The following is a 21947-nucleotide window of genomic DNA, read 5'->3' as shown; positions in this document are numbered from 1 at the left end:
ATGGATTTTATCAAAATATAAGAATTCGCTTAATTTTTTTGGATAATTGCAGGGAATTGCGCCATCGGTCACAAAACTTTGCCTAAATTTGGGCTACACTAGGCTATCTTGTTAAGGTGGCGGAACATGCGAACACAGCCTATTTTTCCCAAGCAGGCAAATCTGCCTTCTGAATTAAAAACATGGCTATATGCAGCAGGTTCTTTGACCCAACAACTGACTCAGCTCGCAGGCGGACAATTTAAAGTTGAACCACTGCAGCAATCTTTTCAGCGTTTAAATTTACAAGATGCCCAGTGGATGCAAATGCCACATTGGCACACTTCATGGGTGCGTGAAAGCTATTTATATGGGTGTGATGAACAGCCATGGGTCAAAGCCAAAAGTATTTTTCCGATTCTAAGTTTGCAAAGCAAAGCCCGTTTATTTCAGCATATTGGCAATAAACCCATTGGCTGGTTTTTATTTCAGCGTACCAATCCGTTGTGTCAAAGGCGTGTGGTTTTGCTCGATGAAGGCTGGACACGACAGAGTTGCTATACTTGGCATGGCTGTAAATTTATTGTGCAAGAAACTTTTTTACCGCGTTTTGAGCAATTTATTCAACAACATTAAGATACGAGATTGGTATGGCATTGGCACAGCAGATCACGTGGCGTGAGCGTTTAGAAGCATATTATTATTTGTGTCGTTTCGATAAACCGATTGGCACAGAACTGGTGTTTTGGCCAACCATGTGGGCCTTGTGGATTGCTAATCAGGGCATGCCGTCTATCGGGATATTAATCCCTATGATTCTGGGCACAATTTTTATGCGCGCTGCAGGCTGTGCCATTAATGACTTTGCTGACCGTAAGGTGGATGGTCATGTGGAGCGTACCAAAACACGTCCTTTAGCCACGGGTGTGATTAGTGCCAAAGAAGCCATTTATGTATTCTTGGGTTTGGTTGCACTTAGCGCAGCCATGTTGTTGTTCTTACCGATTGAAACTTTTTATTGGTCATTTGGGGCATTATTTTTAGCGTTTATTTATCCGTTTATGAAACGCTACACTCATTTGCCGCAAGTGTTCTTGGGAGCTGCATTTTCATGGTCTATCCCGATGGCTTATACCGCTGTAGGTGCAACGCCTGATCTTACTTGTTGGTTATTGTATTTTGGCAATTTGGCGTGGACTGTGGCTTATGACACCCAATATGCAATTACTGACCGTGAATATGATTTGAAAATTGGGGTGAAATCTACCGCAATTTTATTTGGTCGCTATGACATTCAGATTATTTCATTGTTGCAAGCGGGCAGTGTGCTTTTGATTGGTACGGCATTGTGGTTAGAAAATTTATTGATTCCGTTTGGTTTAGCGGCGTTATTGGTGGTGGTTGCAGACTTTATATATCAATGGAGTAAAACTAAAGATAAAGATCCGCAACGTTGTTTTTGGGCATTTCGTCATAACCGTTGGGTAGGGCTGATTATTTTTTCAGGAATCGTATTGGCTTTAATGTAAATATTTCTGTGCGATAAAAAACTGAGCAAAGCATCTGATGGTAGTTTGGTCAGGTGCTTTTTTATTCGATCGCTGATCAATTTTTGCTGTTAAAAATTAAACTGAGCATTAGAACGTGCGTACTTATGCACAAAGCACAATCAGCATTATTCTGATATATTGAGCTTCATTTTGATGCGTTTGAAATAGGAATATATGATGTCACAGTCTGAGCAGCAAAGTCCTGAAAAAAAGCCAAGTCTAAAAAAGATGATTATCTTGGCAAGCTTAGGTTTGTTGATTCCTATCTTTTTGGTCAGCATGGCATTTTTAGCAGTCAATAGTGATGCCAAAAATCAGGAAAAATATAAACAACAGCAGGCAGAAATTATTGCGCGTATTGAAGCGCGTGAAGCTGCAGCACAGCAAGCGAAGCAGGCGGGTCAGACACAAGCTGCTTCAGAAGCTACACCTTAATATCGAGTTGATGATCTCAACTCAAATCTGATTGTAGTTGTCTGATACTTGGAATCTCGGTGTATCGGACAACGCGATAACCTGCCTCGTGAAACATTGCATCCCGTTCTGCATCTTCCTGTTCTTTGCCAATATGTGAGGGGTCATCTAACTCTATAATTGCAATGACCTGCATTTCTGCATTTAAGATCACAAAATCAGTCACTTTACGATTAAACAGCGCACGAATTTTATAGTGGTTGTTGGTGATTAATGCGCTAAACGCCACTTGTGCCAAGATGTGATGCTCAGGAAAAGCTTGTTTTAAACGCATAAACATTCTGCGTTCAAAAGCAGTCATCATCGGTTTAGGATAAAAGTTTTTCTTGGGGAAAAATAATTGCTTAAAAATTAAGATAAACAGGGCAAGGCTAGCCAAGCTGCCAATAAGCAAGAAAGTCGATTGACTGGATTCAAACATAGATGATGCGGTGTCGTTAGACCCTAAACAGCAGGAATAAAAAACCCACGTCATAATGCGTGGGTTTTTTAAGAATTTTGGCTCTCCCACCTGGGCTCGAACCAGGGACCTGCGGATTAACAGTCCGTCGCTCTACCGACTGAGCTATGGGAGAATCTGACACGCATTCTATGTGGGTATCTGTTTTTGGTCAAGCTGGAATTGAAAAAAATCCGTAATTATAGATTAACTGCTTTAAAAATAATCATCTAGCTTTGTTTCAACGCAGTTTTTAGAGTGCTTGAATGGCTTTTATATAATCTTCGCGTGTCTGTGGTGGGTTGGTTTTACGACATAAGTTAATTAATTGCAGCATCTCTTGCTGAGTCATTTCTGTTTTCACTTGGCTTTGAATTTGTTTTAAGGTGGCTTGTTGTTGTGCGTTCAGATCACGACTGCATTGATACAGACGTTCATACATGAGTGTCGCAGCAGTTTTATTGCTTTCAGATTTTTGCGTACATTGAAAAATTTCAAAAATCACCACAATCAGAATTGTCCAAAAAATCAGGGATTTTAACCAAGGCGCTTGCATGGGCTTTCAAGTTTTATTGTTGTTGATGAACCTAAGTTAGCGAAAAAATAGAGTCATCACAAGAGGGGATAGCCCGATCTTCACTGTATGGTTTTAATTTTGATTTAAGGGGAGAGTGAGGCCTGTTCCATTCGTTTAGAACATCATATCCACTATAAAAACAATAAAAATTGCAAAAAAAAATCCCACGTCATACTGCGTGGGATTTTTAGAATCTTGGCTCTCCCACCTGGGCTCGAACCAGGGACCTGCGGATTAACAGTCCGTCGCTCTACCGACTGAGCTATGGGAGAATAGATTGGCTCTCCAACCTGGGCTCGAACCAGGGACCTGCGGATTAACAGTCCGTCGCTCTACCGACTGAGCTATTGGAGAATCTGTGGGGCATTTTAGGGATGAAAGTTTAAGTCGTCAACACGTTCATCATCAGAAATGTATTGTTTGCTTTATAAATATTCATTTCATCTGCAAAAATAAAAAAACTGCCCATAAAGAGCAGTTTTTCTACAGAAAAATAGAAATTATTTTTCTACACCAGCATCTTGACCTGCGTATTTCGCATTTGCGTAATCCCAGTTTACAAGGCTTTCTAAGAAAGTTTTGATGTAAACAGGACGTGCATTACGGAAGTCGATGTAGTAAGCGTGTTCCCAAACGTCAATCGTCAATACTGCAACTTTGCCGTGCGCCATTGGTGTGTCAGCATTTGAAGTTTTCATAATAGAAAGTTTGCCATTCACTTCGTCAGCTACTAACCAAGCCCAACCTGAACCGAATTGAGTTGTTGCAGCAGCAGCAAATTCTTCAGCAAATTTTTCGTAAGAACCGAAAGCTTCATCAATTTTAGCAGCCAAAGCACCAGTAGCTTTACCACCACCGTTTTTCGCCATACAGTTCCAGTAGAACGTGTGGTTCCAAACTTGCGCTGCGTTGTTGAATACACCAGCTTTAGCTGCATCGCCTGCAGTTGCTTTGATGATTTCGTCTAAAGTTTTACCTTCAAGCTCCGTACCCGCGATCAAGTTGTTCAGGTTCACAACATAAGTGTTGTGGTGTTTGTCGTGGTGGAATTCTAAAGTTTCTTTGCTGATGTGTGGAGCAAGATCTTCGTAACCGTATGGTAAAGCCGGTAAAGTAATGGTTGTCATGTTTTCAATTCCTTGCATTTTGCTGGGTTTTAACATTAAGTGGCTCTATTGTAATAGATTTCGAGATCAAATTGCGCATTAGGTATAAATAACCATACAGAATAAGACTCGAATGTATACATCTAAAGACTATGTTAAACACAGATGTCATTTGAGTGAAATCGTTGGGTGAAACGGTGTATTAAATTGGGTTATTTAATTCAAAATAACTATACTCAATATTAAACTGTTCTGAAATAGCTTTTGCGAGTCGTTGTACACCATAGCGCTCAGTCGCGTGATGTCCGCAGGCATAATAATGCACGCCTAGTTCTTTGGCTTCATAATAGGTGCGTTCACTGACTTCGCCCGAAATAAAGGCATCACAACCTTGTTCTGCCGCTTTGCCAATAAAATCTTGTGCTGCACCCGTGCAGAACCCTACTTTTTGAATCTGACTTTTTTCGGCAGGAAGATGAATGGTTTTAAAGCCTAAACGCGCTGTGAGATAGTCACGAAATTCGGTTGCGCTCATGGCTTGCTTTAAAAAACCAATATTGCCAATAGGATGACGTTCACTAGGGTCTAAGGCTTGCAAATTTTCTAACGCTAAACATTCAGCAATGGCTGCGTTATTGCCTAGACTTGGATGTGAATCGAGCGGTAAGTGATAACCGACCAAAGAAATATCATGTTGGACTAAACTTTTGATGCGTTTACCGCGCATGCCTGTAATTGGGTAAGGTTCGCCTTTCCAAAAATAGCCATGATGCACCAACAATAAGTCTGCATTTTGCGCAATAGCGGCCTCGATAGCCTCTTGAGAGGCGGTTACTGCACAAAGAATTTTTTGAACGTCAGACTTACCTTCAATTTGTAAACCGTTGGGCGCGTAATCTTTAAATTCATGTGTATTTAAAGTTTGATCACACCATTGAATAATTTCTTTTAATTGCGCCATAACTCTCTCAAATTGCACATATTTAGCGAATATCAAAACATATTTTGTATTGTAACTAAAGCAAGACAAAACTCTTGGGCTTTTTTATGTTTCTATTTGTGTTTCGTTTTACAATAGCTCATTCAATGACTTAATCATCAAAAAAAATTTACTTAGAGGTACAAAACGTGCGCCGGACCTTTACCTGGTTACCTTGGGTGTTACTCATTCTGGTTATTATTGGCTTTGTGACTTGGCAACAACTGCAAAAACCGAAAGCGCCTGTGGCTGCCGATGGGGTCAAAATGCCTGCCGAGAAAGTTGAACCATTAATTGATACAACACGGACAGGTGGGGTGGTGTCGTATAGCGCTGCGGTTAAAGTGGCAGCGCCTGCGGTGGTAAATATTTTTACCACACAAAAAGTGAAACAAATGGATCATCCATTGTTAAATGACCCTGCATTTCGTGAATTTTTTGGCAATCAGTTACCCGATCAATTTAAGCAAGGCCCAAATGAAAACAGTTTGGGGTCTGGGGTCATTGTTCGTCCAGATGGTTATATTTTAACGAATAATCATGTGATCGCGCAGGCTGAACAAATTGTCGTGGCTTTGCACGATGGACGCCGTGCGGTTGCAAAAGTTGTTGGAACTGACCCAGACACAGACTTAGCGGTCATTAAAATTGATCTAGAAAAACTGCCTGTATTGCCATTTAAACTGAGTGGCAATGAAGTGGGCGATGTCGTACTTGCGATTGGTAACCCATTTGGTGTGGGACAAACCGTGACTCAAGGGATTATTTCTGCGACAGGACGTTCTGACTTGGGTATTAATACCTATGAAGATTTCATTCAAACCGATGCAGCAATTAATCCAGGTAACTCAGGTGGTGCATTGATTGATGTGGCAGGAAATTTGATTGGAGTAAATACGGCAATTTTCTCGCAATCAGGTGGTTCATTGGGCATCGGCTTTGCAATTCCTGCACAAGTCTGTCAGCAGGTTTTAAACTCGATTTTAAAAGATGGACGTGTGGTTCGTGGTTGGTTAGGTATTAGTTTGTTGCCTGTGCAACAAGACAACATTTTAGAACCTGCACAAGGCGGTGTAGTGGTTGCTGATGTACTGCGCGGTGGCCCTGCAGCAGAAGCAGGTTTAAAACGTGGTGACAAAATTTTAAAAGTGAATGATGAAGCGATTACTTCAACCTCGCATTTAATTAATTATGTTGCTGCACAAGCACCGCATACGACGGTGACTGTTTCAGTTGAACGTGGTGAAGAAGCCTTAGATTTGGAAGTCGCAGTCGGTGAGCGCAAAGTTCAAAATACCGATAAGCAATTTATTCCATTGCCTGAATAATAGATTTAACAGTAACAATTTAGCCTTGCCCGTTTGCAGGGCTTTTTTGTTGGCTAAGTAAATGGAGATCGACTGGAAATAACCAAAGTGATACGGATAACGTGATTTGATTTATCTCTGGGTAGATACAAAGAGAAGGTGGGCTAAATAAACTGTATTGATGAATGATGATACTTTTTGATAGATCTAATCAATCGAGGGTTTGGTTTTGTGTGGCAAGTGTGGATGTATTCGGTGTTGATGTCTTAGAAGATTTAAACGTGCTGTTTAAACATGATGGGTCTCAACTTAGATAAAGAAAGGCATAAAAAACAGCAACCGAAGTCGCTGTTTTTCTAGATCCATTGAAATTATTGCTCTTGCTGAATACCTGCCACTAACCAGTCTTGATTAGAGCCTGCAGGTTTTACAAAGTGCCAAATTTCTGTAAATGGTTGCGGTAAGCTGTTCAGGTCTTCGCTGACTGTACCTGTAAAGCGTACACTTATGACATATTGACCATTTTCAGTTGCAGAATCGACCACCATGGCATTCAAGTTAGAAAACTCTGCTACATCTTGGTCTTGGTTTGCCATAATGTCCTGATACATCGACTGATATAAATCAGGAGTTAAATAACGCTGAATTTCTGCGATATTACTGGCTGTGTTCATAGACTGAATATGGTTAAAACGCTGACGCGCTACACGTAAAAAGGTTGCAGGCTCTGAACCATCAGGCAATTGATTGCCACTGTTGGTATAAGCTGCACCAAATGGCGCGTTATTATTGGCAGCTTGACCAAAAGGCGCTTGGGTAGAAGCGGCAGAACCCCCAACAGATTGACCAAAAATATTGGTATTGTCGTTACGTGGCGCTGCAGCAGGTGGTGTTTGCGCAAACGGTGCCTGATTGGCACCGCTATTTGGCGCATACGGATTAGGCGTTAGTTTTTTTTTTGCGCCCATCTTACGGAAAATGAAGAAGGCAACAGCAGCAGCGAGTAAAATCCAAATCCAGCTTGGAATACCGCCTTTTTCCTCTTGCGCTTCGGCAGCACTTGCAGCTTGATCATCGGCCAAGGCATTGGCAGCAACCGCACCAATTGCCGCACCTGCAACACCTGCAGCAACCATACCACCTACGCCTGGACCAGATTTTTGCTGTGCTGGTGCAGTTGTTGGTTGTTGTGCTGGCGTTGTTTGACGAGGTTGTTGGTAAGACTGAGTTGGAGCAGCCGAACGACTCATGCCATGGCTTTTACCGCCACCTGCACGTTTTGCTTCTGCTGCTAACGGAGCTACCAATAAAGTCGCTGTGAGCATTGCTGCGATCAAACCACGCTGTCGAACTTCCATCAAATTTTCCTATATTAAAATAAAGTTAAGCTGTGTATTTATGCAGGCATTTGCTGCGAATTTCAATATAAATATGATATTTTTTCTTGAAACTGAAAAAATATCATCCAAGGATTTAACCTAAGTTTTCACTTAAATTCATGGCTTCAGTTAAGGCTTCATGCAAACGCGCCACCGCAATAATTTGCACACCTGCAATGGCTTTTTGTGGGGCATTGCCACGCGGCACAATAATATATTTAAATCCGTGTTTAATAGCTTCTTTTAAGCGTTCCTGACCATTTGGTACTGGGCGGATTTCACCCGATAAACCGACCTCACCAAATACTGCCATTTGTTGTGGCAGGGCTTTGCCACGCAAGCTAGAAGCACAGGCAAGTAGTACAGCAAGGTCTGAACCTGTTTCGGTAATTTTTAAGCCGCCGACCACATTCACATACACATCTTGCCCTGAAGTTTGTACGCCGCCATGCCGATGCATCACCGCCAATAGCATATTCAGACGGTTTTGTTCCAGACCTAAAGCCACACGTCTAGGCTGACCATGTGCATCATCCACCAAAGCTTGTACTTCAACTAAAAGTGGTCGCGTTCCTTCGCGGCTAATCATGACAATAGAACCTGGAATTGCCTCATCATAACGGCTCAAAAATATCGCAGATGGATTGGCAACCTCGCGTAAGCCTTTATCGGTCATGCCAAAAACGCCCAGTTCATTCACTGCACCGAAACGGTTTTTGACTGCTCGAATCATACGGTAGCGTGAGTCTGACTGTCCTTCAAAATACAAGACGCAATCGACCATGTGTTCAAGGACGCGCGGCCCCGCTAAAGCCCCTTCTTTGGTCACATGACCGACAATAAACAGCGCAGTGCCACTATTTTTAGCAAAACGAGTCAGCAAGGCAGCTGATTCACGAATTTGTGAAACACCACCTGGAGCAGACTGCAACGTTTCGGTATATAAAGTTTGAATCGAGTCCAGAATGGCTACCGCAGGGCGTTCATGCGCCAAAACTTCACAAATCCGTTCGACACAGGTTTCTGCCATGACTTTCAGTTGATCGGTGGGTAAGTCTAAGCGTTGAGCGCGTAACGCCACTTGCGAAAGAGATTCCTCACCTGTGATATATAAAGCGGTGTTATTGGCAGCCGCCATGTGAGTCGCAGTTTGTAGCAAAATGGTCGATTTCCCGATACCAGGATCTCCACCAATCAGTACCACAGAGCCCGTAACCAAACCGCCACCCAAAACACGGTCAAATTCCCCAATGCCTGTTGTTAAACGGGTTTCGTGCGATACAGACACTTTATTAAGCGTGGTAATGGCGGCCGCTTGTCCTGCATAGCCACCGCCCATTTTAGGTTGGGCACGATGCGTCACCGCAGGGGCAATACTGACCTCATGAAGTGAGTTCCATTCCCCACATTCTGAACATTGACCTGCCCATTTAGGATGATCTGCACCACATTGTTCACAGCGATAGACACTTTTTACTTTTGCCATAACCCAGTCATTGCATCAATTAAAAACTGACTACAGCATACAGAGGAATGTTCGCGAAATGAATGTTATCTGGATTTTTCATGGAAAATCATACAACCACGTGGGTGATTGTATGATTTATGATTTGAACGGAATAATTCAATGAATTGGGTTTATTTAGGGTTTGTTGACATTTCATAAATGGCTTGCGCTGTAGGCTAAAACTGAGCAGATTAGGCATGAAACGCAGGGAATAGCGAGACTATTGCCAAGTTTCATAACGCAATCTGAGAAAGTTTTAGCCACAGCCTTTCAGGGCAAGCATATTTTTTGCTGCTATTGCGTTATGCGCCAGTCATTTAGAATGACTAAATCTCCTGTCCCATGCCTTATATCAGCTAAAAAATATGCGTTGCCGCAAACATAGACGAATTGTCAACAGACCCTAATACAACTCGCCAGATTTGCGCTTCGCAATAAAGTCTTTAGATTCTTTGGCAATCACACCAGACAGTAACAACAAGGCAATTAAGTTTGGTACAGCCATTAAACCATTAAAGGTATCGGCAAATAACCAGACTAAATCTAGGGTGGCGATGGTGCCAATGAACACTGAAGCAATATAAATTAAGCGGTAAATCAACACGTATTTTTCGCCGAATAAATAAGTACAGCATTTTTCACCATAATAGCTCCAACCGAGAATGGTGGAATAGGCGAAGAAGATGATCCCGAAAGTGACGACCCAACCACCAAAGCCTGGCAATAACTGGTCAAAAACCTGTGTGGTGAGTACAGCACCTGTTGCACCACCAAAGCTATTACCTGCCATAATGAAGCCCATTACCAAAACAATCCCCGTGATGCTACAGACAATAATGGTATCAATGAAGGTACCTGTCATAGACACTAAACCTTGACGCGCAGGGTGGTCGGTTTTTGCAGCCGCAGCAGCAATTGGGGCAGAACCCATCCCTGCTTCGTTGGAGAATACGCCACGTGCAACCCCGTAACGAATTACTGCACCAATTGCACCGCCCGCAACTGCTTCACCAGTAAAGGCATCACGGAAAATTAGCTCAAATGCAGGCACGACAAGGTGTAAATTATTCAGGATAATAATTAAACCGCCTGTAACATACAGAATGGCCATAATCGGAACAATCACCGAAGATGCTTTGGAAATCGAGCTAATTCCGCCCAAAATCACCAATGCAGAAAATACGGTAATTACCACGCCAGTAATCCAAGTTTCTACACCTAAGCTATTTTCAACTGCTAAAGCTACGGTGTTGGATTGTACTGAACTACCAATTCCAAACGAGGCGACTGTGCCAAAAAAGGCAAAGATAATCGCGAGCCATTTCCATTTTAGTCCGCGTTCAATGTAGTACATTGGGCCGCCTGACATTTGCCCTTTTTCGTTTTTAATACGGTATTTAACCGCCAAAACACCTTCACCATATTTGGTCGCCATACCAAACAGGGCAGTCATCCACATCCAAAACACTGCACCCGGGCCACCGAGGACGCAAGCCGTTGCAACACCTGCAATATTTCCCGTACCAATGGTGGCAGAGAGTGCAGTCATCAGTGATGCGAAATGTGAAATATCGCCCGGTTCTTTTTGCGCTTTGTCGTGTTTGCAAAAGACTTGTTTAAAAGCCAGTGGCAGCATGCGGAATTGCCAGAACAATAAGCGGAAGGTGAGGAAGACGCCCGTTCCCACAATGAGAACCAGCATGTATGGACCCCAGACCCAACCGCTTAGGGTTTCCATCATCGATTGTAAATTTTGCATAAATTTCTTCTTATAAACGCAGTGTATAAATGCTTAGTTTGTGACTGTAGTTGAACAGTTGTAAAAATTAAGCAAGTGATATGCCAGTCTTTAAAACTTCCTGTTAAAAGAACTTGGTTTTAAGCACGTTATATTTTTTGCATAGTTTTTAGATTTTGACAATTGATGCCTTGAAATAAAATTGACTTTATCTGTGTCAGAAGTCGCAATTTTTCAGACCTGATAAGGTCAATCTATGCCAGCAGAATAGTAAGTAAGCTAGAATTTTTACTAAGCTCAATATAATCTCTCTGCATTAGCACTTTGGTCGCGGCAGTGATCGCGTTATACTTCATCGAAAATATTTTATAGGTGGTCAGATGCGTACCGTCATTTGCTGCATGAGTGTTTTGCTTACAACAGTGGTTTTGGTCGGTTGTGGTCAGTCAGGTACATTACAGTTACCCAATGACCCAAATTACGACAAACGCGCAAAATATTTGTTATATCCAGATGCTGCGCCTAAACGTGCAACGCAATCGGCAACATCGTCAGACACAGCCGTACCTGTGCAACAGCAGTTTGCTGCACCTGCTGCATCTACATCGACTACACCTTAACGCTTTCTAGATAAAGGATACATTCATGAGTTTTACCCGCATTCAAGGGGTTTTGCACGCCGAGCAATGTTCGCTACAACAACTCGCACAGCAATTTGGCACACCACTCTATGTTTATTCAAAAGCGACTTTTGAAAAGCATTATTTAGATATGGATCGTGCTTTCCACTTTATCGATCATCAAATTTGTTTTGCGGTAAAGTCAAACTCGAATCTTGCGGTATTGAATGTATTGGCTAAGTTGGGTGCAGGTTTTGATATTGTGACAGGCGGTGAATTGGCGCGTGTTCTCAAAGCAGGTGGTGATGCATCGAAAATTGTTTTTTCAGGTTTAGGTAAAACTGAAGCCGATATTCAAAAAGCGTTGGAAGTTGGGATTGCCTGCTTTAACGTAGAATCGCATGCAGAATTAGACCGTATTCAAAAAGTTGCGGCAAGCATGAATGTCAAAGCACCAATTTCATTACGGGTTAACCCAGATGTCGATGCCAAAACCCATCCTTATATTTCTACAGGCTTAAAAGAAAACAAGTTCGGGATTCCGTCTGATTCGGTATATAGCACTTATGAATATGCGGCTTCTTTAGCAAACTTAGATATCGTTGGAATTGACTGTCACATCGGTTCACAATTGACCGAAACACAACCGTTTGTCGATGCTTTAGATCGCGTGATTGTGATGATTGATACCTTAAAAGAAATGGGTATTCAGCTAAAACACATTGATATTGGCGGTGGTTTAGGGGTGACTTATAAAGATGAAACTCCACCAACGGTTGAAGAATATGCCAATGCTTTACGTCCCGCTTTAGAAAAGTTAGGTCTTAAAGTGTATATGGAACCGGGTCGTAGTATCTCTGCCAATGCGGGCGTGCTGCTAACAAAAGTTGATTTACTCAAACCGACCAATCATCGTAACTTTGCGATTATTGACGCTGCCATGAATGACTTAATCCGTCCTGCGTTATATGAAGCATGGATGGACATTCAGCCCGTAACCCCACGTACTGATGTTGAAACGCTAGAGTGGGATGTGGTTGGTGCAATTTGTGAAACAGGTGATTTCTTGGGTAAAGAACGTCAGCTTGCGATCAAAGAAAATGATGTTTTAGCTGTAATGGGTGCGGGCGCATACGGTTTTGTGATGAGTTCTAACTACAACAGCCGTGGTCGTGCAGCTGAAGTCATGGTCGATGCAGATCAAGCACATTTAATTCATGAACGTGAAAGCATTGAATCGCTGTGGGAAAGAGAGCGTTTATTGCCATAAGGGGAATTCGAGATGTTATTAGAATTTACCAAAATGCATGGTCTGGGCAATGACTTCATGGTGGTTGATCTCATCAGCCAGCGTGCGTATTTGGATGCGCTGACTATTCAACGCCTTGCAGACCGCCACTTCGGGATTGGCTTTGACCAACTCCTGATTGTGGAACCGCCCGATTTACCAAATGTCGATTTTAAATATCGCATTTTCAATGCCGATGGTTCTGAAGTGGAGCAGTGCGGCAATGGTGTGCGTTGTTTTGCACGTTTTGTGCATGAACGTCAGCTTACGACCAAAACCAAAATCAAGGTGCAAACCAAGGCAGGCATTGTAGAGCCTGAATTGGGGCAAAACGGTTGGGTGCGGGTGAATATGGGCTATCCAAAATTCTTGCCGCATGAGATTCCATTCATTGCCGATGAGCCTGATAACTTATATGACATTGCGCTGAAAGATGGTGCTGCATTGACCATTGATGTGGTGAACATAGGCAATCCTCATGCTGTGACCATTGTGCCTGATGTATTGACTGCCGATGTTGCAGGTATTGGCCCAGAAGTGGAATCACACGAGCGTTTTCCACAGCGCGTCAATGCAGGTTTTATGCAAATCATTGACGAAAAACATGCGCGTTTGCGTGTGTTTGAACGTGGCGTAGGTGAAACCTTGGCTTGTGGTACAGGTGCATGTGCTGCAGCCGTTTCGGGTATGCGCCGTGGCTTATTGTCTAATTCAGTTGAAATTGAACTGGCAGGTGGTAAGTTGCAAATCGAATGGCGTGAAGGCGATGTGGTGTGGATGACAGGGCCAACTGCTAATGTCTATCACGGTCGTTTGGATTTAAATTATTTTCAGGGCTGATGTTTCGTTCTAACATGAACAGCTCTTATCTTACTTAAAAGCACTTTTCAAAACGAATGGTGCTTTTTTGTATCTTGCAGCACGGATTAGGTATGCTGTACTGAATGTCACTCTAAAAACTTCTACTCATTATGCCGCAACTGATTTTTTTACCTGGCGCTTCAGGCAATACCGCATTTTTTCATCCGCTAATCGAAAAAATTGAAAAATTGCCGTGGCAGAATGCTGTAAAAATTGTGGCTTATCCTGAATTTAATCATCAACCTGCACATTCACAGGTACATGATTTTGCAAGTTTGCAGGCTTATGTGTTGGCGAATATCCCAGATGATTGCATTATCATTGCACAGTCGATGGGTGGTATTTTTGCAGTTGCTGCCGCGTTGCAATATCCAGAAAAAGTCAAAGGATTAGTATTGGTTGCAACATCTGGTGGCATGGATTTAAGCAGTTTTCAGGTGCAAGATTGGCGACAAGACTATCAAGCAAGTGATTTAAATTATCCTGACTGGTTTGTAGAGGCAAAGGCCGATTACACGGTAGACTTTGCTAAAATCAACATGCCTATTTTGTTGTTATGGGGTGATCAAGACCCGATAAGTCCACTGGCGGTAGGTGAGTTTTTACAACAACAATTTCCACAAGCCGTATTAAAAATTGTGCATGATGGTGATCATTTGTTTTTAGAAACACATGCAGATCAGGCGGCTGAACACATTGCTGCTTATTTATCTCAGTTTGCCGCAGTTCAGCAATCGGAGCGTGACTAATGTACGATCCGCAGCAACTATTAAAGATGTGGCTCAAAGAACGAGAAATACAACAGCAGTCACCGCATACGTTAAAAGCCTACGCACGCGATTTAAACGATTTTTTTAGCTTTTGTGAGCAACAACAACTTGCCTTATATGATGTAGAGGCTGCAGATTTGCGCCATTATTTAGCGCAAAAAGTAGAACAGCAACAGTTAAATAGCAGCAGTTTACAGCGCATGTTGTCAGCGATTCGTCAGTTTATGAAATGGGCCGAGCAAGGGCAGTATTTACAATTTAATCCAATTGATAATTTTCAGCTAAAACGTCAGCCACGACCTTTGCCGGGTTTGATTGATATTGAAACGATTCATCAAATTTTGGATCAGCCTGAACCTGAAACTGAAGTACAACAACAAATGTGGCGACGCGATAAAGCGATTTTAGAATTGCTCTATTCGAGTGGTTTGCGCCTAGCAGAGGTACAAAGTTTACGTATCCGCGATTTAGATTTTAACCGTCAATTGCTGCGCATTACGGGTAAAGGCAATAAAACCCGTATAGTGCCTTTTGGTCGCAAAGCCAAAGATGCGGTGATGCAATGGCTGCAGATTTACCCTTTATGGCAGGGCGATTTTGTACCCGATGCAGCATTGTTTATTACTCAAAAAGGTGAACCTTTAAAAGCACGCCAAATTGAAAATCGGGTGAAGTTTCAGGCGCAGCGTGCGGGCGTTAATGTCGATTTGCATCCGCACTTATTGCGACATTGTTTTGCAAGTCACATGCTGTCGAATAGTGGGGATATACGTGCAGTCCAAGAAATGCTTGGGCATAGCAATTTAAGCACCACGCAAATTTATACCCATGTCGATTTTGATCAGTTAGCGCGAGTTTATGATCAGGCACATCCACGTGCGAGTAAAAAGTAAAGCTTTACCTAAAGTCGGCATTATTTTTGCAAGTTAAAATATAGCTATTTCATACTGCAAATATTTTTCTCACAGTCAGTTGTAAAGCCTTTGTGCTGTACTTAATACTTTAAGTAAAAGCGCTTTCACCAAGATGTCATTGCAACTATTGTAGAATAATAAAAAAGTGCGTTATGCAGTATAAAGAAGCAGAAAGAGTGGGTCACACGAATAATAGACATGGATGACATTATTTTTTGTTCCACTGCATAACACTTTGGATATCAAATGATAGGCAAAACCATGATTTCGAATCTTCAAGAAAAATATGAACAATTAAGCCCAAGCCAAAAAGAAATTTTTGCAGGTTATGGCTTGCGTCAAGTGAAACATTTTGTCGAAATAAGCTTGCCGATGATCGAGCAAGAACTACCTGCCGATTGTTTGGTGCAGGGTATTAATGCTGAAGGTAAAATGCAGGCGATTCATCCGCAAACGCAACAAAGCTATTTATGGATTTCAGATCAGCAGTGGCAAGCACGCCCAAATGCAAGCAGTAAAATAGATGTAAAAGAAGATTTTATTGCAGTTTGGGAAATTTTTAATTTACAGGCCTATGAATTGATAGATTTAAGTCATATCCACCGTGACTTTTTAGAAACTCAGCAAGTTTAAGCTGAGTTTTTTTATGTCCTTTATCTGGGAGGTGGCGTGGTGAAAGCGCATAAATATCCATCAAAATAAAACAGATTGTTTATTTCATACCCAATAAACTGCTGAATACAGTTTTGTGAACCAGCAGTCACATTTTAAAAGAGCATTTATATCTGAAAAAATACTGCAAAAAATAAAGTTTTCTATCTTTAATGACAGTCAGATTATGGGGTTTTATGTAAGGAACTTTGCTTAAATTGTAGGCGGAACTCAATTTGAATTGCATTTCAATCAATCTTGTTGATGAGGGAAATAAATAAAAAACATAATATAAATCAAAGCTTAAAATTGCTTATATAATCGTCGCTTGGTTTGTTAATTTTTAGAAATAAAAAAGTATGAACGCATCGTTCAGTTAATTTTCGGCATTTTTAGCCTTGTTTAGACAATTCTGACTTGACCGAAATGCCGATCACATAGCAAGATAGGACACCTAAAAAATTTAAAGCGAAGAGTTATTATTAACTTTTCTCAATATTTACTTTTGCTAAAACAGCCGAGGATTACATGAAGGCTCTTGTTGCTGTAAAACGTGTGGTAGATGCCAACGTTAAAGTTCGCGTTAAGCCGGATAATAGTGGAGTTGACCTAACTAACGTTAAGATGTCAATTAACCCATTCTGTGAAATCGCAGTGGAAGAAGCGGTTCGTTTAAAAGAAAAAGGAACTGTTTCAGAAATCGTAGTGGTATCCATTGGTCCTAAAGAAGCGCAGGAACAAATTCGTTCTGCAATGGCGCTTGGTGCAGACCGTGGTATTTTGGTTGAAACAGCCGATGAGATTGGTGCACTTGAAGTGGCTAAAATCTTAAAAGGTGTTGTTGAACAAGAACAACCACAACTTATTTTATTGGGTAAGCAAGCTATTGATGACGACTCTAACCAAGTTGGTCAAATGCTAGGCGCTTTACTTGGTGCAGGTCAGGGTACTTTTGCTTCAGAAGTAAAAGTAGATGGCGACAAAGTTCAGGTAACACGTGAAATTGACGGTGGTTTACAAACTGTTGAGCTTGCACTTCCTGCAATCATCACCACTGACTTACGTTTGAATGAGCCACGTTATGCGGCACTTCCAAACATCATGAAAGCACGTAAAAAACCGCTAGACACCAAATCTCCTGCAGATTATGGCGTTGCAACAGGTACTAAGCTGAAAACTGTAAAAGTTGAAGCACCTGCTGAGCGTAAAGCGGGCGTACAAGTGAAATCTGTAGATGAGCTTGTAGAAAAATTGAAAAACGAAGCGAAAGTGATCTAATACAGAAGGATAAAAATCATGAGTATTTTAGTTATCGCTGAGCACGACAATAAAGCACTAAATGGTGCAACATTAAACGTTGTTGCTGCAGCTCAAAAAATCGGTGGTGATATCACTGTATTGGTTGCGGGTTCTGGTGCACAAGCAGTTGCAGACCAAGCAGCTAAAGTTGCAGGCGTAAGCAAAGTATTGCTTGCTGATGATGCTGCTTATGCAAATCAATTGGCTGAAAACGTTGCAAAACTTGTTGCAGAGTTAGGCAAAGGTTATAGCCATATCCTTGCTGCTTCTACAACAACAGGTAAAAACATTTTACCGCGTGCGGCTGCACTTCTTGATGTCAGCATGATCACAGACATCGTAGCTGTAGATTCTGCAAAAACATTCAAGCGTCCAATTTATGCAGGTAACGCAATTGCGACTGTAGAATCTTCAGAAGCGATTGTGGTGGGTACTGTACGTGGTACAGCATTTGACCCTGTTGCTGCAGAAGGTGGTTCAGCTGCAGTTGAAGCTGCTGCATCACAAGGTGATGCGGGTATTTCTAAGTTCGTATCTGAAGAAATTGTGAAATCAGAGCGTCCAGAATTAACAGCAGCGCGTATTGTGGTTTCTGGTGGTCGAGGTGTAGGTTCTGGTGAGAACTATCACAAAGTGCTTGATCCATTAGCGGATAAACTTCGTGCAGCACAAGGTGCATCTCGTGCAGCAGTTGATGCGGGCTTCGTACCAAATGACATGCAAGTTGGTCAAACAGGTAAAATCGTTGCACCTGATTTGTATATCGCTGTAGGTATCTCTGGTGCGATTCAGCACTTGGCAGGTATGAAAGACTCTAAAGTGATCGTTGCGATCAACAAAGACGAAGAAGCGCCAATCAACGCAGTAGCTGACTACTGGTTAGTGGGTGACTTGAACACTGTTGTTCCAGAGTTAGTATCTAAAATCTAATTACTGAACACAGTCAAAAACGCCTCTATGTGAATAGCATAGGGGCGTTTTTTATTGTCTTTTTTAATTAAGATGCAGTGATTGGTTTTAAGTACATTATGTGAACTTAGCGTATATGTGGGTACATATCGAGCAAGTATATGTTGAAGATATTTTGACGTGACTCTTAAAAATATGAAGCACTTTTGTTTCTTGGGTGTGAATATTTTTTGCCTAAAAAATCACCGTTAAATTTAAGTAAATTAACAAGATTAAGATCATCTCTAAAGCACAAAAACACAGGCGTATATGCTATAATTTTTCGCTAGTTTTTATTTTTAGCCTGCATTTCAGGCTAATCATTTGCAAGTTTTACGACATATAAAATGCAAGCAAAATTTGTTTGCAGAATAAGGAGTATGCATGAGCGTATCGGAAATTAGACCGATTGCCATTGAGGATGAACTCAAGCACTCGTATTTAGACTATGCGATGAGCGTGATTGTGTCACGTGCGCTGCCAGATGTACGAGATGGTCTAAAACCTGTGCATCGTCGTGTGCTATTCGCAATGCACGAATTGGGCAATGACTACAACAAAGCTTACAAAAAGTCTGCCCGTGTAGTCGGTGACGTCATCGGTAAATATCACCCGCATGGTGACTACGCTGTTTACGAAACGATTGTTCGCATGGCGCAAGATTTCAGTTTGCGTTATCAATTGGTCGATGGTCAGGGTAACTTCGGTTCGATTGATGGCGATAGTGCTGCAGCTATGCGTTATACCGAAGTCCGTATGCGCAAACTTACCCACGAATTGTTGGCCGATTTAGAAAAGGACACCGTCGATTGGGAAGATAACTACGACGGCTCTGAGCGTATTCCTCAAGTAATGCCAACTCGTATTCCAAACCTATTGGTCAATGGTGCTGCAGGTATTGCGGTGGGTATGGCGACCAATATGGCACCGCATAACATGACTGAAGTGGTGCATGCATGTTTGGCTTATGCAGACAACCCAAATATTTCAATTGAAGGGCTAATGGAACATATTACTGGTCCAGACTTCCCTACAGGCGGTATTATTTACGGTAAATCAGGCATTGTCGATGCTTACCGTACAGGTAAAGGCCGTTTGCATATTCGTGGTAAGTACCATTTTGAAGAAGATCAAAAATCTGGTCGTACCACCATCGTCTTTACTGAAATCCCTTATCAGGTCAACAAAGCCAAAACCATTGAGCGTATTGCTGAACTGGTGAAAGAGAAGAAACTCGAAGGTATTTCAGAATTACGTGATGAGTCTGATAAAGAAGGGATGCGTATTGCAATTGATCTGAAGCGTGGTGAAAACGCTGAAGTGATTGTGAATAACCTATTCTTGAATACACAATTAGAAAACTCATTCAGCATCAACATGGTTTGCCTAGACAATGGTCAGCCAAAATTGATGAACCTGAAAGATATTATTGCGGCATTTATTCGTCACCGCCAAGAAGTAGTGACCCGCCGTACCATGTTCGAGTTGCGTAAAGCGCGTGAACGTGGACACATCTTAGAAGGCTTAACCGTTGCGTTGGCCAATATTGATGCCATCATCGAAACGATTAAATCTTCTGCCAACCCAGCCGAAGCGCGTGAGCGTTTACAGGCAGGCGAGTGGGCAGCAGGTGGTGTAGTTGCGTTATTGGAAAAAGCAGGTTCAGTTTCTGTACGTCCAGATGAAATTGAAGGCGAAGACCCTAACCGCCCGTTTGGTTTAGATGGTCAGGTCTATCGTTTATCACCTGCGCAAGTGACCGCAATTTTAGAATTACGTTTGCATCGTTTAACAGGTCTAGAACAAGACAAGTTACATGCAGAATATTCTGAAATTTTGGCACAAATTGCTGAATTAACTGCAATTTTGAATGACTTTAATTTGTTGATGGGCGTGATTCGTGAAGAGTTGGCGCAAGTTTTACAGCAATATGGCGATGCACGTCGTACTGAAATTGTAGAATCGCGTATTGATTTCTCGCGTGAAGATTTAATCCCAGAAGAACAAGTGGTACTGACAGTATCACAAACAGGTTATGCAAAAACTCAACCATTGTCAGATTACGCAGCGCAGCGTCGTGGTGGTCGTGGTAAATCTGCAACGTCGATGAAAGAAGATGATTATGTGCAGCATTTAATCGTGACATCTAACCATGCAACGGTGCTGTGCTTTACCGATGTGGGTAAAGTGTACCGTCTGAAAGTGTTTGAAGTACCACAGGCATCGCGTGGTGCGAAAGGTCGTCCAATGGTGAACTTATTGCCATTAGATGCCAATGAAACCATCACCGCGATTTTACCTGTCATTGATGCTCCGAAGAAATTTACCGAGCGTTTGGCAGACTTCCGTAGCTATGTAAAAGCCAATGCTACACATATACAAACCAACGCAATCATTGCTGCACATTATGCAGAATTAGAAGCTGCCTTTGCTGAATTAGCAGATGGTGATGATTTATCTGATGCATTGCGTGTGCAATTGAAACAATTGGGTGTAGAGCTTTCTGCAACCGATTTAGACGATGAGATCATTGCAGAATTTGCATCACAAGCAGAAGCCTTGCGTAAAAACTTTTATGTCTTTATGGCAACGGCATCAGGTACAGTGAAACGTGTTGAATTGGAACAATTCAGTAACGTACGTTCGAATGGTTTACGTGCCATTGAATTGAATGAAGAAGACACTTTAATTGGTGTTGCAATTACCGATGGCGAACAGCAAATTATGTTGTTCTCTAATGAGGGTAAAGCCATTCGTTTTGCTGAAACCGATGTACGTTCAATGGGTCGTGCGGCCAAAGGCGTACGTGGTATGCGTGTCAGCTTCGGTTCAGCACAAGTTGAAGATGTAGAAGATGTAGAAGTCGATGGCGATGATGAAGACAGTTCAGATTCAGCACTCATCAGCCGTATCGTATCGCTAGTCGTAGTACCAGAAACAGGCGAAGTTTTGTGTGCTTCGGCGAATGGTTATGGTAAGCGTACACCTGTAGACGACTTCCCAACCAAAAAACGTGGTGGTAAAGGTGTGATTGCCATTAAGACCTCTGAACGTAATGGTGAATTGGTCGGTGCAGTTGCTATTGATGAAAGCAAAGAACTGATGCTGATTTCTGATGGCGGTACATTAGTGCGTACTCGCGCTTCTGAAGTGGCGCAAACAGGTCGTAATGCACAAGGTGTACGTTTAATCCGCTTGGGTGAAAACGAAACACTGGTGGGTGTAGAAGCGATTGAAGCTGTTGAAGAAGACGAGTTTGTTGAAGCGATTGAAGGTGCAGAATCTTTAGTGGCTGAAACGGATGCAGTTGCTGAAACTGAGCAAGTGGAAAAAGACGGTGAAAATTCAGTAGAAGAATAAGTTTTTTACTGATAAAAAGGGCGCTTCGGCGTCCTTTTTTATAAACGTTGACTGCATAAGGGTAAGCGATGAAAGTAAGCGTCCGCTGAACCCCATGCCTATTTTTTAATTCGGTTCAGGTTTCCAGCGGTGTGGTAGCAATTCTTCAATCTGAGTCACTTTATGTGTCGGCAACCTTTTCAGCACATCACTTAAATAGGC

Annotated in this window: 21 protein-coding genes and 3 tRNA genes; 13 read left to right on the top strand and 11 right to left on the bottom strand. The window is 42.1% G+C overall.

All coding sequences use genetic code 11. The features are described 5' to 3' along the window. Positions 1 to 126 precede the first annotated feature (126 nt). The 3 genes from FTU71_RS00120 (at position 127) to FTU71_RS00110 (ending at position 1964) form a co-directional block, all read left to right on the top strand. The gene (locus tag FTU71_RS00120; RefSeq protein WP_004971911.1) at positions 127 to 615 is read left to right on the top strand and encodes a chorismate lyase; all 489 of its coding nucleotides are present in this window, start codon (positions 127 to 129) and stop codon (positions 613 to 615) included. Between the two features lie 14 nt (positions 616 to 629). Then, positions 630 to 1508 (top strand): 4-hydroxybenzoate octaprenyltransferase, encoded by an 879-nt coding sequence (gene ubiA / locus FTU71_RS00115; RefSeq protein ID WP_131261595.1) that lies wholly within the window; start codon positions 630 to 632, stop codon positions 1506 to 1508. Positions 1509 to 1706: 198 nt separating this feature from the next. Continuing rightward, entirely contained in the window at positions 1707 to 1964 is a 258-nt protein-coding gene (locus FTU71_RS00110) for a hypothetical protein (protein WP_096900950.1), read from the top strand. Positions 1965 to 1980: 16 nt separating this feature from the next. Here FTU71_RS00110 and FTU71_RS00105 read toward each other — a convergent pair whose 3' ends face one another. The 7 genes from FTU71_RS00105 to FTU71_RS00075 all read right to left on the bottom strand — a co-directional run bounded on the left by FTU71_RS00105 (position 1981) and on the right by FTU71_RS00075 (position 5086). Then, the gene (locus FTU71_RS00105) at positions 1981 to 2424 is read right to left on the bottom strand and encodes a DUF2726 domain-containing protein (RefSeq protein WP_004971902.1); all 444 of its coding nucleotides are present in this window, start codon (positions 2422 to 2424) and stop codon (positions 1981 to 1983) included. A 78-nt stretch (positions 2425 to 2502) separates the two neighbouring features. Beyond that, positions 2503 to 2578, bottom strand: a tRNA-Asn gene (locus tag FTU71_RS00100). 117 nt (positions 2579 to 2695) lie between these two features. Beyond that, on the bottom strand, positions 2696 to 2998 hold the full coding sequence (locus FTU71_RS00095) for a hypothetical protein (RefSeq protein WP_180005844.1): 303 nt from the start codon (positions 2996 to 2998) through the stop codon (positions 2696 to 2698). A 217-nt stretch (positions 2999 to 3215) separates the two neighbouring features. Further along, positions 3216 to 3291 (bottom strand) — tRNA-Asn (locus tag FTU71_RS00090). A 6-nt stretch (positions 3292 to 3297) separates the two neighbouring features. Beyond that, a tRNA-Asn gene (locus tag FTU71_RS00085) sits at positions 3298 to 3373 on the bottom strand. A 146-nt stretch (positions 3374 to 3519) separates the two neighbouring features. Further along, a complete protein-coding gene (locus tag FTU71_RS00080; protein WP_026438302.1) occupies positions 3520 to 4146 on the bottom strand; it encodes a superoxide dismutase in 627 nt (208 codons plus the stop codon). Between the two features lie 181 nt (positions 4147 to 4327). Then, on the bottom strand, positions 4328 to 5086 hold the full coding sequence (locus FTU71_RS00075; RefSeq protein ID WP_180111132.1) for a Nif3-like dinuclear metal center hexameric protein: 759 nt from the start codon (positions 5084 to 5086) through the stop codon (positions 4328 to 4330). A 167-nt stretch (positions 5087 to 5253) separates the two neighbouring features. On the opposite strand from FTU71_RS00075, the gene FTU71_RS00070 reads away from it, so the two are divergent. Continuing rightward, a complete protein-coding gene (locus FTU71_RS00070) occupies positions 5254 to 6432 on the top strand; it encodes a trypsin-like peptidase domain-containing protein (protein WP_004971893.1) in 1179 nt (392 codons plus the stop codon). Between the two features lie 350 nt (positions 6433 to 6782). On the opposite strand, the gene FTU71_RS00065 is transcribed toward FTU71_RS00070, so the two are convergent. The 3 genes from FTU71_RS00065 to FTU71_RS00055 form a co-directional block, all read right to left on the bottom strand. Further along, positions 6783 to 7769: a Tim44 domain-containing protein gene (locus tag FTU71_RS00065; RefSeq protein WP_004971891.1), complete on the bottom strand. Its 987-nt coding sequence runs from the start codon at positions 7767 to 7769 to the stop codon at positions 6783 to 6785. Between the two features lie 115 nt (positions 7770 to 7884). Beyond that, positions 7885 to 9276 (bottom strand): DNA repair protein RadA, encoded by a 1392-nt coding sequence (radA, locus tag FTU71_RS00060; protein WP_180111125.1) that lies wholly within the window; start codon positions 9274 to 9276, stop codon positions 7885 to 7887. Between the two features lie 424 nt (positions 9277 to 9700). After that, entirely contained in the window at positions 9701 to 11056 is a 1356-nt protein-coding gene (locus FTU71_RS00055; protein ID WP_096900947.1) for a sodium:alanine symporter family protein, read from the bottom strand. A gap of 359 nt (positions 11057 to 11415) precedes the next feature. On the opposite strand from FTU71_RS00055, the gene FTU71_RS00050 reads away from it, so the two are divergent. The 9 genes from FTU71_RS00050 to gyrA all read left to right on the top strand — a co-directional run bounded on the left by FTU71_RS00050 (position 11416) and on the right by gyrA (position 21746). After that, positions 11416 to 11655 (top strand): lipoprotein, encoded by a 240-nt coding sequence (locus FTU71_RS00050; protein WP_004971884.1) that lies wholly within the window; start codon positions 11416 to 11418, stop codon positions 11653 to 11655. Positions 11656 to 11680: 25 nt separating this feature from the next. Then, complete coding sequence (gene lysA, locus FTU71_RS00045; RefSeq protein WP_180111124.1) at positions 11681 to 12925, top strand: diaminopimelate decarboxylase; 1245 nt, start codon at positions 11681 to 11683, stop codon at positions 12923 to 12925. 12 nt (positions 12926 to 12937) lie between these two features. Continuing rightward, positions 12938 to 13783, top strand: coding sequence for a diaminopimelate epimerase (gene dapF / locus FTU71_RS00040; RefSeq protein WP_167845877.1), 846 nt, complete (start codon positions 12938 to 12940; stop codon positions 13781 to 13783). Positions 13784 to 13914: 131 nt separating this feature from the next. After that, positions 13915 to 14553: an alpha/beta fold hydrolase gene (locus FTU71_RS00035; protein ID WP_096900946.1), complete on the top strand. Its 639-nt coding sequence runs from the start codon at positions 13915 to 13917 to the stop codon at positions 14551 to 14553. Further along, a complete protein-coding gene (xerA, locus tag FTU71_RS00030) occupies positions 14553 to 15467 on the top strand; it encodes a site-specific tyrosine recombinase/integron integrase (protein ID WP_004971874.1) in 915 nt (304 codons plus the stop codon). Before FTU71_RS00035 ends, xerA begins: the two co-directional genes overlap by 1 nt. Positions 15468 to 15749: 282 nt before the next feature. Then, positions 15750 to 16121, top strand: coding sequence for a hypothetical protein (locus FTU71_RS00025; protein WP_096901040.1), 372 nt, complete (start codon positions 15750 to 15752; stop codon positions 16119 to 16121). 546 nt (positions 16122 to 16667) lie between these two features. Beyond that, positions 16668 to 17417: an electron transfer flavoprotein subunit beta/FixA family protein gene (locus tag FTU71_RS00020; RefSeq protein ID WP_096901145.1), complete on the top strand. Its 750-nt coding sequence runs from the start codon at positions 16668 to 16670 to the stop codon at positions 17415 to 17417. Between the two features lie 18 nt (positions 17418 to 17435). Beyond that, the gene (locus tag FTU71_RS00015; RefSeq protein WP_180111122.1) at positions 17436 to 18368 is read left to right on the top strand and encodes an electron transfer flavoprotein subunit alpha/FixB family protein; all 933 of its coding nucleotides are present in this window, start codon (positions 17436 to 17438) and stop codon (positions 18366 to 18368) included. Positions 18369 to 18770: 402 nt separating this feature from the next. Continuing rightward, entirely contained in the window at positions 18771 to 21746 is a 2976-nt protein-coding gene (gyrA, locus tag FTU71_RS00010) for a DNA gyrase subunit A (RefSeq protein ID WP_167845878.1), read from the top strand. A 105-nt stretch (positions 21747 to 21851) separates the two neighbouring features. Here gyrA and FTU71_RS00005 read toward each other — a convergent pair. Beyond that, positions 21852 to 21947: transposase domain-containing protein (locus FTU71_RS00005; protein ID WP_075175639.1), on the bottom strand; the 96-nt coding region annotated here is incomplete at its 5' end.

This window comes from Acinetobacter sp. YH12136, from assembly GCF_013418545.1.
Taxonomy (GTDB): Bacteria; Pseudomonadota; Gammaproteobacteria; order Pseudomonadales; family Moraxellaceae; genus Acinetobacter; species Acinetobacter towneri.
The sequence above is the reverse complement of the archived record's forward strand: the minus strand, read 5'-3'. Positions and strand labels throughout refer to the sequence as shown.